This is a genomic window from Chitinophaga sp. YR627, assembly GCF_900114995.1.
Taxonomy (GTDB): domain Bacteria; phylum Bacteroidota; class Bacteroidia; order Chitinophagales; family Chitinophagaceae; genus Chitinophaga.
In genome coordinates this window covers 921507-938227 of sequence record NZ_FOUX01000003.1, presented here as the reverse complement: position 1 = coordinate 938227, position 16721 = coordinate 921507, and the positions used below count along the sequence as shown (strand labels likewise).

Sequence of the window (16721 nt, the reverse complement as noted above, 5' to 3'; positions counted from 1 at the left end):
TGTCTCAATGCTCTTAGGCGCCAGTATAATCCTGTCAATGTCCGCATGTTCATTTGGCAAGAAAAAGGAGAAATCCACTGCTACTGGCTGGAATTACAATGATCCTAAGATGGGTGGTTTCAGTGTGGCCAAAAATAAGGACCAGCAGACTGGTCCGGGTCTTGTTTTCGTGCAGGGCGGTACCTTCGCCATGGGAGCGACTGAACAGGACGTAATGGCTGACTGGAATAACATCCCAAGACGTATTACTGTTTCTTCCTTCTACATCGATGAAACGGAAGTTGCCAACGTTCACTACCGCGAGTACCTCTTCTGGTTACGCCGTATGTACGATGAGTCCTTCCCTGAAGTATACCGCAAAGCTTTACCGGATACCCTGGTATGGCGTAGCGAACTGGCTTACAACGAGCCACTTGTAGAGTACTACTTCCGTCACCCGGCCTATAACGATTATCCGGTAGTAGGTGTAAACTGGAAACAAGCCGTTGACTATTGTAAATGGCGTTCCAACCGTGTGAACGAAAAAATGCTGATCGATAAAGGTCTGCTGTCTCAGAATGATACAAAAAACCAGTCTGACGACAACACCTTCGATACCAAAGCATATACTGCGGGTCTTTACGAAGGTATCCCTGGTAAAATGTCAAAATCTACCAAGGAACAATTCAGAAACGCAGACGGTTCTCCTCGTACTGCTCAGTTCGAAGATGGTGTAATGTTACCAAACTACCGCCTCCCGACAGAAGCTGAGTGGGAATACGCAGCACTCGGTTACATCGGTCAGAACCCTGGCCCTTCTAAAAAAGAAGGTAAACGTGGTGAGGAGTTAATCATGAACAAACAGGTTTATTCCTGGGGTACCAACAACAGCGGTTTGAGAGATATCCGCCGTGGTGCATGGCAGGGTCAGTTCCTGGCGAACTTCAAACGTGGTTCCGGTGATAACATGGGTATGGCTGGTGGTCTGAATGACCGTGCATCTATCCCTGGTCCTGTAATTGCATTCTTCCCGAACACTTTCGGTATCTATAATATGTCAGGTAACGTGAGCGAGTGGGTACTGGACGTTTATCGTCCGCTGAACCCAATCGACGGTGATGACTTCAACTATTTCCGTGGTAACAAATTCCAGACTACCTATATGAACGGCGAAAGCGAGCCTGAAAAAGATAGCCTGGGTCACCTGAAAATGCGTGACGTAACCGACGAAGAAAGTGCTAACCGTCTGAACTACCAGAAAGGTGATGTTATCAACTACCTCGATGGTGACTCCCTGTCTAACGTAGAATACGGTTACGGTATCACTTCCCTGATCAACGATAAATCTCACGTTGTAAAAGGTGGTAGCTGGAACGACCGCGCTTACTGGCTGTCTCCAGGTGCACGTCGCTACATGCAGGAAGATATGGCAACTAACACAGTAGGTTTCCGTTGTGCAATGGACCGTGTGGGTAGCCCTGAAGGTAACAAGTTCAAAACTGGTCAGCTGTTCAAAAAACAACGCCAGAAAAGATAGTACTGCACACAGTGCATACAAAAAAGCCCTCCTGGATCCAGGAGGGCTTTTTTATTTATCAGTAGTTTATCAGCTTTCGCCTATTGCCAGATCTCAAGGATCTCTTCTGTATGATTCTTTGTATCAGGCTTGATAATGATCTTATCTATCACCCCCTTTTCATTGATCAGGAAAGTCGTACGATGTGTGCCGTCAAAAATACGCCCCATAAACTTCTTCTCTCCCCACACACCATACTGTGTATGTATCGATCTATCCTCATCTGCCAGTAATGGGAAAGGCAGGTCATATTTCTCGGTGAATTTCTGATGCCTTTTCTCACTGTCCGTACTGACGCCTACCACTGCAAATCCCTTTTTTAGCAAAGCCTGATAATTGTCTCTCAGGTTACATGCCTGGGCGGTACAACCGGGCGTCATATCTTTCGGATAAAAATAGAGGATCACCTTCTTTCCTTTCAGATCTGTCAGGGATACCTGTTTTCCTTCCTGGTCAATGCCCTTGAATATGGGCGCCTTGTCCCCTTCTTTCAAATGTGTCATTCTTTATTCCGTGCTTTCTATCTTGTAAAAGTAATGGTCTGTTCTTTTGTATTACCGGCAAGGTCAGTCACCAGTAAACGTAAACTGTGTTTGCCAGCCTTACAATGCTCGTCAAATGTATAAGTGATTGTATTGCCTTTGCGGGAGAACATCAGCCATTTGCCATCCAGTTCTGCCTTATAGGCTTTGATACCCGAGTTATCGCTGATCGTGAAAGACAGTCTGGCTGCCTTGGACAGGTTTGCACCACTCTTTACACCACCCAGTAAGGTGATCTTAGGCATCACTGTATCTACTTCCAGGTGGAAGTTACCCAGCTCTCTGAACTCCCCGGTATACCAGCCATTATCTAGTTTGGTACCCACAATCGTCTCTCCCAGCCCCTCGCGGATCATCACTACCTTGTTTTGCACCGCCGCAGGGATCGCCCTGTCAGGCTTAATACGCAGGGTAAAATAATCGTGTATCGGTATTAATGCCGAATGCAGCCTGAAGATAGAAGAAACTGATTTAGACTTCTCTCCTGCCGGAATCTCTGCATAGTTAAAGCAGATCCTGTCATATAATGCCTCCTCATCCAGCGAAAACTCCACCTGGTTGTTTTCAAAGATATTCCTGGATTCCGCAAACATCGTGTTAGCGCATTTGGTAGGCTCTATTGCCTCTCCACTCTGCTGTAAAGAGAATTTGACAGTCGTGGAATTGCCATAGGCATCCTTCACCAGCAACTTTACCGGATGAGGCGTGCCGTCTGACAGGTCAATAGTACCGTCTCCCTGCACATCCTTATAGATACCCAGTTTATTGCCTGGCACAGAGAATAACAGCTGCATCCACGGACCACCACCTTTTTTAAGCTTGTAGTCCACATGCGCGTTGATATACCTGGATTCATCAAAGCCGATATTATCGATCTGGAAGCCACTATTAGGCACATCCTTATCAAACATCACCACTTCATAGATCCCATAACTGTTAGGCGCATTGCTCATACGGTCTACCGCATTCAGGCCAATACCAGCAACGGCTGCCCTCACCTTTATCACAGGTGTGGTGGTGACATATTCCCCGTCTACTTTCTTTACCGGCAGTATCAGGGGTGTCTGATCATAAACACTTCTGTCCATGTCATAGATCGCGATCCTGGTCACTTCAGGCGCTTTCGTATCCGGAATATCGAAACCGAACAGTAATGGGTTCAGCGGCTTTTCCGTATGTGTATCCCTTACTTCAAAGTGCACATGCGGACCAGCAGAACCGCCGGTATTACCGCTCCAGGCAATGAATTCGCCCTTTTTAACAGGGAACTTGTCTGCCGGGATCTTCAGGTCAGTAGCCCAGCTCTCTGCCGCATATTGCTGTTGCTTTACATACTGCTCCAATGCCGGGAAAAAACGGTTCAGGTGACCATATGTAGTGGTATACCCGTTCGGGTGGGTGACGTAGACGATGTTGCCATACCCTGTATGAGAAACGCCGATCCTGCTGACATAGCCATCTGCCGCTGCATATACGGGCAGGTTTTCCTGTTGCTGGGTCTTAATATCAATGCCCGCGTGAAAATGGTTGGGACGAAGCTCTCCGTAATTACCCGCCAGTTGGATAGGCACGTTCAGCGGATTGCGGAAATACCCCTGAGGGTAGTTCTTTTCCGGTAATTGAGCGTGTAACAGCTGAGGCACCAGGATGCATAACCCGAATATTCGTTTTATCATGACGCAAAAATAAGGCGATTTAAATGATTGCCTACATTTGTAATAACCAGAATCTCCTCATTATGAAAGGAAGAGTTAGTCAGGTGCTTATACATATTACCGGTTGCGTGATCTTTCTGGCACTCCCCATCGTGTTCTCTCCGGATGCCAGCAACCTGTCAGACCTATGGAGATACCCGCCTGCCCTGAAAGATTTCCTGGTATACCTGGTCATCCTGCTGTTCTTCTATTTCAACTATTTTGTACTGATCCCACAGTACTATTTCCGGCGGAAATACCTGGCGTTCTTTCTGATCTCCCTGGTTTCTTTCACTGTAATTGTATTATTACCAAATATGTTGGTGGACTTCAGAGGTGGTCCTCCCCGGGAAGGTTATGAGTGGCCGGCCAATAATCCCATGCCAATGCCTTCAGACAGGCATCCACACGAGATGCAGCATTCTCCGATGGAGCAGGCTGACGAAATGAGCCGCCAGGGTAACGATGCTCCTCCGCCCGGTATGCATCCCGGCGCCATGCCCCAACGAGATCATCACATGGTATCCCGTTCTATCTTACTGGATATCGGCCACCAGGTCTTCCTCTTTCTGGCCGTATTTTTCTTTTCCCTGATACTCCGCATTACCGACAGGTGGCGACAAACAGAAAAAGAAAAACTCAACGCGGAGTTATCTTATCTGAAAGCACAGATCAATCCACATTTTCTGTTCAATATCCTGAATACGATCTATTCGCTGGCCGTCGAGAAATCAGATCAGACAGGCACGGCGGTCGTCAAGCTATCACAGATGATGCGTTATGTGATCAGCGATGCCGGGCACCAGCTGGTCCCACTATCCAGAGAGATCGACTATTTAGGCAATTATATTGAATTACAGAAAATGCGTTTCGGCGATCAGCTTCCCTTATCGTTTACAGTGACAGGACAGGCTACCGGCCAGCTGATCGCCCCATTGATACTGATCTCGTTTGTCGAAAATGCCTTCAAACACGGCGTCAACGCAGCTGAAAATACAGACATTAAAATAGCTGTCAGCATACTGGAAAATCAACTGCACTTTTCTGCGTTTAATAACAAGGTGAACATAAAAGAATTGCCGGAAACAGAAGGCGGCATCGGTCTGGAAAATACACGCAAACGCCTGCAGTTATTATATCCTGCCAGTCATACACTGGTGATCAAAGATGAAATAAACTATTTTGAAGTGTCTCTCTCATTACAACTATCATGACCATACAAGCGATCGCCATAGATGACGAATTACCGGCGCTGAAAATCATTGAAAATTTCTGTTCAAAAACAGAGGGTATACAGTTACAGAAAACGTTCAATGTACCCGCAGAAGCATTAAAACATATCGGGAAATATCCGGTCGATCTGCTCTTTCTTGATATCAATATGCCTTCTGTTACAGGCACGGATTTCTATCGTTCCCTGCAACAGGAAGCAATGGTTATCTTTACGACTGCACATGCAGAATATGCGGTGGAAGGATTTAATCTGAATGCGGTCGATTATCTGCTGAAGCCTTTTACATTCGAACGTTTCCAACAGGCCATACAGAAAGCACAGCAACTCATACAATCCCGGCACACGCAACCATCAGCCACACCTCCCCTCATATTCAGGGTAGATTATGGATTGACAAGAGTACAAGTCAATGAAATACTCTTTATCGAAGGACTGGACGATTATCTGAAAATACACCTGCAGCAGCAGCCACCGCTCATCGTCAGAATGACCATGAAAACCCTGCTGGAAAAACTCCCGCCACAATCATTCATCCGTGTACACAGATCTTACATTGTTGCACTCGACCGTGTAGAGCAGGTACGCAATAAAACCATTCATATTGCCGGGCAGGAAATCCCTGTCAGCACCAGCTATGAGACTGCTTTCTTCAGTCAGTTCAGGCAGCAGTAACTCATTTACCGCAACAAATACCCCCTTGACCTCAATCTTATGGCCATGTGCCGTAATAGGGAAATATTTGCCTGGGTAACGCAGTTATATCACTGACTAAACCAACTCACAATGGAAAGAAAAGATTTTCTCAGAAACGGGATGGGTATACTGGGCCTCGCTTCCATCGTACCAATGCTGAACGCGTGCGGAAAAGATAACGATACGACCAGTACGGATACTGATACAACTACCGGCACAGATACGGAAGGGGGCTCCTGTACTGTAACAGATACAGAAACTGATGGACCATATCCGCTGTATAAAAGCAGAGGTTCATCCATTCAACGTGTGGATATTACAGATGGTAAAACAGGACTGCCGCTGAGCATTACCATCACTGTGCGTAATGTGAAGGACAGTTGTAATGTGGTTAACAATGCGCGCGTGGATATCTGGCATTGTGATAAGGATGGGTATTATTCCGGTTACAGTAATACCGGCTATCTGGGTACACAGGACAACAGCGCACTGGTATTCTGCAGAGGTTTACAATATAGCGATAGTAACGGACAAGTAAAATTCACCTCTGTTTATCCGGGATGGTATACAGGTCGTGTCACACACATACATGCACAGATCTATGTGGATAGTTCGCTGAAACTGACCACGCAGATCGCTTTCCCGGATGCCATCAACACAGCAGTTTATAAGACCTCATTATACAGTGCACATGGACAGAATTCTATGACCAATGCGCAGGACAATATTATTATGGATTCACTGGACAATGAACTGGCAACGCTGACTGCCAACACAACCACAGGGGGGTATGATCTGACGCATACTATCTACATTTCTGCTTAAGTAACGGGTGAGCACTTGTTATCAAAGCAAAAGGACCAGCGATAGGCTGGTCCTTTTTAATATGTTGCTGTTGGGTGTATCTGTTAAATACTATTCAGCTTTTGGTTCTACCTTATGTTTTTTAGGGTAGTTGAACAGTGCACTTGTGATGATAGGAATCAGGAAGATAGACACTGTGATGATAGAAGTAGCCCAGTCAGCCTCATGGCTTTCCAGGAATTTGGAAGCTGCTGTTTCCGGGAAGAAATGTTCGTAAATAGCCAGCATCAGTTTGATACCCAGTACACCGATTACCAGGAATGCGGCTGTTTCGAGGAAAGGATATTTTTCCATCAGGCGTACGAAACCCTGTGCTACAAAACGCATGGCCAGGATACCGATAAATACACCGGTCCAGATCAGTACGATATTATCGCTGAATGCAACTGCTGCAAATACGTTATCAATAGAGAACGCGAGGTCCATAATTTCTACCAGTGCCACTGTAGCCCAGAACTGACCCATCCAGCCAATAGTAGATTTATATAACCAGTTCTGGCTTTTGTCAATTTCCTCAGCTTCCTCTTCTACAACACCAGCTTTTTCAGCCCGGGATTTCTCCGCTTTCTTCTTAAAATAGTCAAAGGTCAGGTACAGGAGATAAAGACCACCGATCGGCTTCAGCCACCATACTTTAATGAGGAGAGACGCAAACAGCAGACAGATACCACGGAACACGTAAGCTCCTATAATACCGTATTTCAGGGCTCTGTTACGTTGATCCTTAGGCAGGTCCATTACCATTGTAGCCAGTACAGCCGCATTATCCACCGACAAGAGGCTTTCAATAATAATCAGGTTTCCAACGATCAGTAACGCCGGGATCGGGTTATCCATGATCTGCTGGAACATTTCAGCGATTTGCATAGTTGTTTGTTATTTTCTTGTTTTTCGTTGATAGACTAATTGTTTACGAGTTGTACCACAACAAGCCGTCCCCCTTCTTCCTGAGACAGCAGCAGCTGTTTATTGTCTGTTAGCTCCACCATAGAATTCACCGGAATATCTTTTCCTTCGGTAACGTCTTTCAATGATGTAAGCGTTTGATTGACAAGTTGCCACTTATTATTATGAAATACAAAATATCCCACCGGTTTTTTCTGCTGATCTGTTAGTCTTTCGTTCGGATAAATGTTTCTATTCACATGCCAGGGATACAAATACTGGTTATGATAAACCATTAACCGGTGATTTTCGGGCGTAAAGCTACCCGGTTTTCTCGACCAATACAAATTAAGCACAGGTAATTGTCCGCGATAGGGTGTATTACAATGTGGACAGCAGGGACTGGTCGTATTGTCAAATACGAACCACTTCTGGTCACAGTTCTTATTCTGGCAAGGTTGCAGCAGGTCTACCGTTTTGATCAGCGCCTGCTCCCACTCGTCCGCCGTAGGGCGCAGGGATGGATTATGCAGACCATCGATGAAAGCCTTATCGAACAGTTCCTTCAGGTACGGGCCACAAATGGTATATGGCACTTTACTCACGTCTGCCCAGGGCAGATGTGTTGGTTTTACCTGATCCAGACGCGGCCGGTTGGAGGCATCTGTAGGATGTTCTATAAAGAGAGCCCTGGCGCCCATAGACAGTTCTTCGTCCTTCTGCGCATCCGTATCATGGATCTTTCCACCACGCAGCGGATGACGATACAGCAGGTACATATAGATCATGACTGCCAGGGCATGCCTGTCAGTCGCAATACTAGGCAGTTTACGGGCCGGATCTTCTTTTGGAAGATGCTTGGTGGCCATTACCTCCGGAGCGATGAAATCAGGCGTACCGATCACGTCAGGAGGAAATTTACCTGGTACTACCAGTCCGTCGATATCAATGATCGTCGCACTCCCTGTACGGGGATCTATCAGCACGTTCTTATAGGAAAGATCAGAATGCGCCAGTCCGGCAGCATGCATACGTCTTACCGCACGTGCGATCTTGATATTGATAAGGAAGAATTTGAACCAGTCCCCCAGTTCGCTCGGGTCCAGGTGCAGTTTGAACTGACGGCTCCTGAACTGCGGAGAGGCAAACCAGCGGCCTTCTTTTTCCTTTCCCGCGATGGAAACCATCTGGGCGGCGCCGGCATTATATCCTGTGGTAAAGAAGAATTTCTGCTGATACACCGGCACGATAATGCCGGTCTTTCCATCACGTTCTACAATATTATTTGGCCAGCAGAACAGGTCTTTCCAGTATTCGCCTCCCGGCTGATTGAAGATCCTGTCTCTGAAAACGTTGACAATATTGTTGAGTCGTTCTTTGGAATTGAAGTCCTGTTTATCCCGGAAGAATGCCACGACATATGACTTATCCGGAGAAAAGTACACGTCCTTCATTCCTCCCTGCATAGGATCACCGTTATCAACATATTGATAGGTTTTCCCGTCCTGCGCTGTTACTGTGATAATGTTGCTCATGTAATCCCTTATCAGTATAAAATAGCAATGGTACGATCGTCATGATTGCCCGGAGACCAGAAATCCAGCCAACTAAGCAGGCATTCCTGTACCTCTGCGGGTGAACCGGCAAAGTTTACTTTCGCACCATCTTCATTAGTGCCGTTCAGATCCTTCCACAGTTCACGCCAGACCTCATTTTTCTGAAGATTGGCGTCCGTCTGGAACTTAGGATCAGTAATACCGTCCGTCATCAGCAGTAATGCTGTGAAATCAGGTACTACTTTGAAGCGGATACGGTTCACATAAGCACCGTTTGCGAAAATATCAGACATCGTCAGGAAACGTGTCTGTCCGGCAAATTCACCACTATCAGGCGTACCCATGACAAAAGCCTCGCCTGTAGTGTCCTGGTAAATGCCGATACCACCATCTCCTACCCAGAAGGAGCTGATCACATAACCAGCTGCATATTTTTTCACCAGGGCAAAAATAAGGGTCGTGGCATAATCTTTCACTTCCGCTCCGTTGTCCTGGGCTTCCTGTTTGATCTTTCCCTGGGCGATAAAGGCCAGCTTACCAAGTTGCTCGATAAACTGTACACTCACTTTTTTCTGGTTGTCTTCATTAGGATCACCCAGATAAGCAGCAAGGGCTTCTTCCAGCACAGTGATCCTGTCGCTGGCAAGTAGTTCCTGGAAACTGGTCACGGCCGCATTACAGGCTATCTTAGCCCCTTTACGGCTGTATTTCGCAGAACCGGCACCATCAGCTACTGTTATGATCCCCCATCCTTTCTCCGTATTAAAATCGCATCCAAAGCTATCATCTCTGAATTTACCTTCATGCGCATGACTACGTCCTCTCTTTGAAGCAATCACCAGTTTGCGGTCACCAAAAGGCAACGTTACTGCATCCTGGTCAGGCTGCCAGTATTTATCTTCCTTATCGGAAGGCAGATACTGCCACAATGATTTCGGGTCCGGGTTAACAACAAGATGTATTTTCTTTTCGGAGAATGCTCTGTCAGCCGGATGATGCTTCAAACGGAACAGCAGTGACAAAATAAATTCGCCCTGCTGTTTTGGTATACCGGAAATCGTATTGGTCGCTTCATCGAAAGCAATACCCAGTTCCGGTGGTATGCTCCAGTCAAAGTCTCCCATTTCCTGTAATCCCAATGCTGCAGGATCAAATGTGAAATTGTATGCTTTGTTTACCCTGCCATTGGGCAATGTAATATGCTTCTGCAGGATATCGTCGATCATTGATCTTTCTTTCCAGGATTCCACTATATCGTTTTGAGATTTTATAATCATCTGCACGGCCTGAAGGATATGTTCTTCCTGTATAAACTTCTCGAACAATGCCTGCTGGTTTTCCCTTACAGTATTGCCTTTATGCCTCAGCAATGATTCTATAAAAGACTGATCGTGTTTCGTCATTATCCCTGAGTTCTGTTAATATCCAGGTGTCCGTCTCCAAAGCCGTATTTGCCTTGTTTACCACACCAGGAACAGGTACTTACTTCTTCCTGTCCTACACAATGTACCTTTCCACAGGAACAGACACTGAAACCATACTGATTACCACAGCATGGACAGGTAGGAAATCCTTCCAGTTCATCAGTGCTTACCTTGCTGTTGAGCACCCCACCTTCGGCAGACAATTCAAAATACACATTATCTACAGGAAATGCACCGTTGAGGCGGTATCCCATTGACTGCATATCGAGTCCGCTGATATTTACAGGACGTAATCCTTTCTTATACTTGATGAGATAAGGCTTACCTGTGTTCTGACATTTGGCGGCGAAGATGGCGTAGTTTGTATCTACGAATCCGGGCTTCACCGGTGGTAGTTTATCAACATCCACCTTTTCTATCACGCCATCGCTCAGCTTGGCCAGTTCTATACCTGAACCGTTATTGCTGACGCTCACGCTGCTGGATTTGATGGAAGCGGTAACCCATCTGAAGAACTCCTTATAAGACTGTGGGGTTGCATTTTTAAACAATAATACGGTCTCTGTAAGTTCTTTCAGGGCACTCAGGTTATTTTCTTCTCCAAAGGAGATTGCTATCAGATTAGATTTATTCTGCCAGTTCTGCTTCCATTCACGAACAGCAGCGCTTGTGTCGTCTGTAGGCGTACCATCTGTGAAAAGGAATACGATCGGTTTCCAGTCACCTTTCTGTGTAGCGGTGGTCTGTATAGTATTCTTACGCATTTCATACATCAGGTGTCCCAGGCCATTACTGAGGGAGGTGCCTGCGCCAATTGGAAATTTCGGCGGATAGAAGCTGATCACTTCCTGCAATGGTACTATTGTTTTTGCCTGACCGGCAAAAACGATGATAGATACCCATGCAGTTTCCAGCGCATATGGATCGGATTTCAACTCTTTTATGATCGCTGCAAGTCCTTCCTCAACAAACTGAATTTGTTCCCCTACCATAGACTCAGAGACATCTATCAGAAAATAAATGGGTAACCTTCTCATAGACAGAAATAATTAAGTACGAGCAGGATGATCAGTAAGATGATCTGCGTCATATCCACAGACAATCCTGTACCTACCTGAAACGGTTTGATACCACTGAATAAGCTCAGTACGGGTTTGAAGATACTTTTGAAAAAGCTGAATGCCTGCTTATAGGAGCCGGTTAAGCGCTCCTCATAAGGCAGCAGTTTGGAATATAAGAAGAGTCCTACTATCAGGATATTAACGATCAGATATAATAAAAACATTGGTATAGTTCTTTAATGTCATGCCGGCTGTACCTGCATGAGCCATGGTTATGTTATATAGCGATTGCTGCTATATTTGTTTAGATAATCACATGTACTTCCGCCGGTGGTGGTGGCAGTTGTATTTCTTCTGTCGTACCCACACTCTTATTGCCGGTACCGATAGATGCTGATACCCACTTAAAGAAGGACATCAGCGTTGAACTATCTGCCGTGTCAAGGTGTACAACATTATCCGTCAGTTCTTTCAGGAAACTGTCCTGTGCTTCTGCCCCGGCGGCACAGGCCACCAGTGCAGCAAGATTTTTACTTTTTACTTTAGGAACGACTTCACGGAAAGCCGCCAGGTCGGAAGGCTTACCATCCGTCATTAAAAAAAGTAAGGGGCGCCAGTCGCCTTTCTGCGTATCGCTACCCTTTGCAACTTCCGCATCCAGTTTGGAACACAGCATTTCAAGCGCTGCGCCCATATTGGTTGGGCCTGATTCGGGCGTTGTGATCTCAGGTAACTGTAATGACTCCAAAGCAGTCAGTGGCAGCAGCTGTTTCACTTCACGATCAAACGTAATGATACTGATCCACACTGACTCCAGGGCAAAGGGGTCCTGTCTTAATTTTGACACCAATACCTGCAGGCCGTTTTTTACAGCTTCAATACGTTCGCCGCGCATGGAGCCGGAAGTGTCAAGCAACAGGTATACCGGAAGACGTCTCATACTCTTATAATAATATCGGGTCTGTAATTAGTAGTTATAAATTAAGAATTAAAAATTAAGCATTGGGTTGCTGTTACTGAAGGATCAGGAATTATCAGATGAATAATGAATCTATTCTTTAGAGATACAGACTATTATCACCTGATAATTCTTAAATATCAATTATCCATTTTTAATTCTTAATTGAATCAGGCGTACTTTGAAAGGAACTGTTCCAGTCCACCGCTCTGTCCGATACCTACCGCTTCAAAACGCCATTGGTTCTCGCGTTTATAGATACGGCCGAATTCAACGGAAGTCTCGATAGAGAAATCTTCTCCCAGTTCATATTTCACCAGCTCAACATTTTTCGCAGCATCATAGATGCGTATAAATGAATTACGGATCTGACCAAAGTTCTGCTTACGTGCAGCTGCTTCATGGATGGTAACAACCACACAGATCTCCTTTACAGCAGGATTGATAACAGACAGGTCTACGTGGATGGTTTCATCATCGCCATCACCAGCACCGGTACGGTTATCACCGGAATGTTTTACAGCGCCATCAGGAGATTCCAGGTTATTATAAAACACGAAGTATGGATCTGATATGATCTTTCTGTTTTCTCCTAAAAGAAATACAGAAGCATCCAGGTCGCATTCGCCGCCTGTATGAGATTCATTAATATCCCATCCTAAGCCAATAGTGAATTTTGGTAACTCAATATTGGCTCTTTCTCCTTTTTGCAGATTGATTGCCATGATGGTATGATTTTTTGAAGATGATCAAATAAAAAGTTTGCGTTGTTCCTGTACTCTTCCATCTGGTGATAATTATTACCAATGCAGCAATCCGCCAGTTCCTGGAGGAACGCATGCGTTTGTTTCATCAGCAATTTTTCATACTCAGCGAAGGGCGCATTGAGTATGTATTTCACCACTCGTGTATTGAAGCAGAAGGAAGGTGATCCGATTACGGCTTCAAGACTCTGCAGGGAATGTACACTATAGTAGTTTAACTTATTTTCTATGTTGGGATGAATATCCTGGTTCTGCAACTGTGCATAGTACAGGTAATAAGCATCGTTGCTCAGCCCGAATTTCTTCAGCAGATTCCGGATGATCAGTTCATGGCTACCCGTTATACGGATATCGTCCGTAAAGATCAGTGTTTTACCAGCAAGGAACTCCTTATCCAGATGGTATCTGTCATTGATGATCAGTGCTTTCCTGCTTTCCATATCCAGCGCGCCGTAATCAATGCTATAAGTTTTATAGCGATGAATCTTGGCGGTTTCTGCCGGGTTGTATCCCCTCATACACAAATGGCGGTTCAGCATTTTTACAAATGCTGTGGTCATATGATAGGAAGCGGTGGGGATAGTAGTATATGGGCTGGGTAACACGACCAGCTGTTCATTCTCTGACAACCTGTCTTCGTAAGTAGCAATGAAACCGGTAGCCAGTGCAGTACCGAATGCCTCCGCAACAGCTCCGTCCCCAAATTTGAAGCAGCTGTAAGCTGCAGGATCAAACGGGAATTGAGCAGCATCTACAATGTTATGTAAGGCATAAACATCTTTCATTTAACAACTTGTTTAAGGGGTTATGGACAATGTCAGTCAGTGTTGCAGTTATACCCAAACGTTGTGCACCCTGAACATCGGCAAGCTGGTTATCACCCAGATGCCATACCTCCGTGGATAAAAGGTCTGTATGCAGAGAAGCAGCTTTGTCCAGCATCCGGTTGAACATTTGCGCATCCGGTTTTGAATAGCCGGTTTCATCTGAATACAACTGAAATGCAAAAAGGGCGTCCCATCCCCATTCTGCCATTAGTTTACGTAATGTACGACCCTGAATAAATCCCGTGTTGCTCAGCAGGTTGGTTGTAATGCCCTGTTCCTGCAAAGCGGCTAACAACGTTGTTGTGTCCTCATACAAATGCAATGGAGCATACTGAAAGAAAAGTGCCTCGGACAAACTGTAGAATTCCTCCAGTTTGTCCGGGTGTACACTTTTAATATCTATTCCCAACAGGTGCAGACATAACAGATACATTTCGAATGTATGCACATTACGTCCGGTAATTTCGTTCATGTTGTTGATGAGCACATCTGTTTCCCTGAATACGGCTTCTACCTTTTCCGGCGCAAATGCCTCCAGGGAAAAGAAAGAGCGGAACAGGGCTGCACGCTTCGTTTTGAAGGAAGGATGCGAACGGATCAGCGTCATCCACAGATCGAAAGATACGTGCCTGATTTTTCCCATGTTACACGACGATATTCACTTCCGGTGGAGGTGGTGGCAATTCATTCAGGCCGGCTACTTCTTTATCGCCGCTTTCTACTTTCTGGCTGCCGGTGCTTACGGAAGCAGACACCCATTTGAAGAAGGCTTTGATTGTAGCGGCATCTGCCGTATCGAGTGAAACAACGGTATTGGTGATCTGCTTCAACAGGTTCACATCAGCGCCATTGCCAGCGGCACAGGCTACTGTAATACCTATTTTGGTATTCTGAAAGGCATTCAATCCGTTCTGCCACGTATCGGTTGGAATACCATCTGTCATCAGGAAAACCAGCGGTTTCCAGTCACCTTTTACGTCAGGCGTAGATTTCGCTACTTCCCTGTTGATACTGTCAGCCACCAGTTGCAGTGCAGAACCCAGAGAGGTACCGCCTGAAGCCTTTAATTCAGGCATCTGGAAAGAGGACAGATCTGTAAGTGGCACCAGCTGGCGCGCATCACTGTCAAAAGTGATCAGGCTGAGGAATGCAGTTTCCAGGGCATACGGATCCTGTCTCAGGGTAGAGATCAGTACCTGCACACCATTTTTCACAGCTTCTATGGGCTCACCGCTCATAGAGCCAGAGGTATCCAACACTAAATAAACCGGTAATCTTCTCATGAATGACTCTTATAGAAAGGGTTAATTAATAAACATAGTTCCGCAGGATTTCCACGAAGCTATCAGCTGGCTGAGGATCTCCCAGTGCTCTGAATTTCCAGGTACCATTGTTACGGTATACTTCTGCAAATACCAGTGAGCACATGTTGGTATATGATGCATCTCCGGAGAGGTTAAATTTAGCGATCTCTTTTCCGCTGTTGTCTACTGCACGGATGAAAGCGTTTTCGATACCACCGAAGTGCTGGTTACGCTGACGACCCTGATAGATAGATACTACGAAAAGGATTTTCTCATATTTCGCGTCCAGGCTATCCAGTTTTACGATGATCTGCTCATCATCACCATCGCCTGCACCGGTACGGTTATCGCCTGTCAGCCAGATATTGCCTGACGGGTGACGCTGGCTGTTAAAGAAGATCACATCTCCCTGGTAAAGGCTCAGGTTACGACCGTCGTTTGTCTGTACGGTTTTGCCTAAGTCAGCTACTTTACCATTTTTATCAAGCAGGAATGCGATAGCATCCAGGTCAAATTCCTCTTCTTTACCACCTAAAAGTTTGCCAAAAAAGCCACCGCTTTTTTTACGTACGTCCCAACCGAGACCTATGGTTACTGTTGACAGATCAAAGCTTTCACCTTTATCGTTTTTGCGGAGGTCAATGGTTTGTCCCTTAACTAAATTAATTGCCATAAAATTTTTATTTCGATAGTGTGTTGATAGAATAGACTATTTGATGATTTGTCCCTTGTAGTATTTGCCCAGGAAGTAAGCCAGGTCTTCTTTATATCCGATACCGGAAGCCTCGAAGCGCCATTTGCCATCTCTCTGGTAAAGGCGGCCGAATTCAACACCGGTTTCTACGGAGAAGTCTTCACCCAGTTCATATTTAGCGATTTCCTCGCCACTCGCATCATCAACGATACGGATATATGAGTTTCTTACCTGACCGAAATTCTGTCTGCGTGTAGCAGCATCATGGATGGTGACAACAAACAGTATTTCTTTGATATCAGCATTTACTTTGGACAGATCTACCCGGATGGTTTCATCATCTCCTTCTGCACTATTTCCACCGGTAGGATCATCACCTGTATGGAGCAGGGCGTCGTCCGGTGACGTGGTATTACCGTAGAATACAAAGTAACCTTCTCCAGGAATTAACCTGTTATTATCAATCATAAACGCGGATGCATCAAGATCAAAATCATTGCCCGTCCCCTCATTTGGATTCCAACCCAGACCTACGCTGATTTTGGAAAGCCCGATGTCGATTTTTTGTCCCTTCGATAAATTAATTGCCATGAAATCTTAAAGTTTGCAGGGTTTAAAATGTATAGTGATTATTGATTAACAACTGTTGCGATCATGCATTCAATA

At 45.5% G+C, this 16721-nt stretch carries 18 protein-coding genes; 4 read left to right on the top strand and 14 right to left on the bottom strand.

What is annotated here, in order from left to right:
* The first annotated feature begins 37 nt into the window (after nucleotides 1-37).
* Entirely contained in the window at nucleotides 38-1516 is a 1479-nt protein-coding gene (locus BMZ72_RS19400; protein ID WP_255373240.1) for an SUMF1/EgtB/PvdO family nonheme iron enzyme, read from the top strand.
* 80 nt (nucleotides 1517-1596) lie between these two features.
* Here the strand turns inward: BMZ72_RS19400 and bcp are convergent, their stop codons facing one another.
* Together bcp and BMZ72_RS19390 are read right to left on the bottom strand one after the other, a co-directional pair.
* Entirely contained in the window at nucleotides 1597-2058 is a 462-nt protein-coding gene (gene bcp / locus BMZ72_RS19395) for a thioredoxin-dependent thiol peroxidase (RefSeq protein ID WP_089811251.1), read from the bottom strand.
* 17 nt (nucleotides 2059-2075) lie between these two features.
* Nucleotides 2076-3773, bottom strand: coding sequence for a peptidoglycan DD-metalloendopeptidase family protein (locus BMZ72_RS19390; RefSeq protein ID WP_089811249.1), 1698 nt, complete (start codon nucleotides 3771-3773; stop codon nucleotides 2076-2078).
* 62 nt (nucleotides 3774-3835) lie between these two features.
* Between BMZ72_RS19390 and BMZ72_RS19385 the strand changes: the two genes are divergently transcribed.
* From BMZ72_RS19385 to BMZ72_RS19375, 3 genes are all read left to right on the top strand, one after another.
* Nucleotides 3836-5005 carry a sensor histidine kinase gene (locus BMZ72_RS19385; RefSeq protein ID WP_177222844.1) on the top strand — a complete coding sequence of 390 codons (1170 nt, stop codon included), beginning with the start codon at nucleotides 3836-3838 and terminating at the stop codon, nucleotides 5003-5005.
* Nucleotides 5002-5697 carry a LytR/AlgR family response regulator transcription factor gene (locus tag BMZ72_RS19380; protein ID WP_089811245.1) on the top strand — a complete coding sequence of 232 codons (696 nt, stop codon included), beginning with the start codon at nucleotides 5002-5004 and terminating at the stop codon, nucleotides 5695-5697. The genes BMZ72_RS19385 and BMZ72_RS19380 overlap by 4 nt, the downstream gene beginning before the upstream one ends.
* 111 nt (nucleotides 5698-5808) lie before the next feature.
* On the top strand, nucleotides 5809-6543 hold the full coding sequence (locus tag BMZ72_RS19375) for a peptidase associated/transthyretin-like domain-containing protein (protein ID WP_089811243.1): 735 nt from the start codon (nucleotides 5809-5811) through the stop codon (nucleotides 6541-6543).
* 90 nt (nucleotides 6544-6633) lie between these two features.
* Here the strand turns inward: BMZ72_RS19375 and BMZ72_RS19370 are convergent, their stop codons facing one another.
* The 12 genes from BMZ72_RS19370 to BMZ72_RS19315 form a co-directional block, all read right to left on the bottom strand.
* Complete coding sequence (locus BMZ72_RS19370; protein ID WP_089811242.1) at nucleotides 6634-7449, bottom strand: TerC family protein; 816 nt, start codon at nucleotides 7447-7449, stop codon at nucleotides 6634-6636.
* A gap of 35 nt (nucleotides 7450-7484) precedes the next feature.
* On the bottom strand, nucleotides 7485-9002 hold the full coding sequence (locus BMZ72_RS19365) for a helix-hairpin-helix domain-containing protein (RefSeq protein ID WP_089811240.1): 1518 nt from the start codon (nucleotides 9000-9002) through the stop codon (nucleotides 7485-7487).
* Between the two features lie 11 nt (nucleotides 9003-9013).
* Entirely contained in the window at nucleotides 9014-10426 is a 1413-nt protein-coding gene (locus tag BMZ72_RS19360; RefSeq protein WP_089811238.1) for a PP2C family serine/threonine-protein phosphatase, read from the bottom strand.
* Nucleotides 10426-11484: a TerY-C metal binding domain-containing protein gene (locus BMZ72_RS19355; RefSeq protein ID WP_089811236.1), complete on the bottom strand. Its 1059-nt coding sequence runs from the start codon at nucleotides 11482-11484 to the stop codon at nucleotides 10426-10428. The genes BMZ72_RS19360 and BMZ72_RS19355 overlap by 1 nt, the downstream gene beginning before the upstream one ends.
* Nucleotides 11481-11732 (bottom strand): YggT family protein, encoded by a 252-nt coding sequence (locus BMZ72_RS19350; RefSeq protein ID WP_089811234.1) that lies wholly within the window; start codon nucleotides 11730-11732, stop codon nucleotides 11481-11483. Before BMZ72_RS19350 ends, BMZ72_RS19355 begins: the two co-directional genes overlap by 4 nt.
* An 80-nt stretch (nucleotides 11733-11812) precedes the next feature.
* Nucleotides 11813-12448: a vWA domain-containing protein gene (locus BMZ72_RS19345; RefSeq protein WP_012788844.1), complete on the bottom strand. Its 636-nt coding sequence runs from the start codon at nucleotides 12446-12448 to the stop codon at nucleotides 11813-11815.
* Nucleotides 12449-12636: 188 nt separating this feature from the next.
* Complete coding sequence (locus BMZ72_RS19340) at nucleotides 12637-13191, bottom strand: TerD family protein (RefSeq protein ID WP_012788843.1); 555 nt, start codon at nucleotides 13189-13191, stop codon at nucleotides 12637-12639.
* Nucleotides 13125-14015, bottom strand: coding sequence for a phosphoribosyltransferase family protein (locus BMZ72_RS19335; RefSeq protein ID WP_089811604.1), 891 nt, complete (start codon nucleotides 14013-14015; stop codon nucleotides 13125-13127). Before BMZ72_RS19335 ends, BMZ72_RS19340 begins: the two co-directional genes overlap by 67 nt.
* Complete coding sequence (locus tag BMZ72_RS19330) at nucleotides 13990-14700, bottom strand: HAD family hydrolase (RefSeq protein WP_089811232.1); 711 nt, start codon at nucleotides 14698-14700, stop codon at nucleotides 13990-13992. The genes BMZ72_RS19335 and BMZ72_RS19330 overlap by 26 nt, the downstream gene beginning before the upstream one ends.
* Before the next feature lies 1 nt (nucleotide 14701).
* A complete protein-coding gene (locus tag BMZ72_RS19325) occupies nucleotides 14702-15340 on the bottom strand; it encodes a vWA domain-containing protein (protein WP_089811230.1) in 639 nt (212 codons plus the stop codon).
* Nucleotides 15341-15365: 25 nt separating this feature from the next.
* The gene (locus tag BMZ72_RS19320; RefSeq protein ID WP_089811228.1) at nucleotides 15366-16034 is read right to left on the bottom strand and encodes a TerD family protein; all 669 of its coding nucleotides are present in this window, start codon (nucleotides 16032-16034) and stop codon (nucleotides 15366-15368) included.
* 36 nt (nucleotides 16035-16070) lie between these two features.
* The gene (locus BMZ72_RS19315) at nucleotides 16071-16646 is read right to left on the bottom strand and encodes a TerD family protein (protein WP_089811226.1); all 576 of its coding nucleotides are present in this window, start codon (nucleotides 16644-16646) and stop codon (nucleotides 16071-16073) included.
* Nucleotides 16647-16721 lie beyond the last annotated feature (75 nt).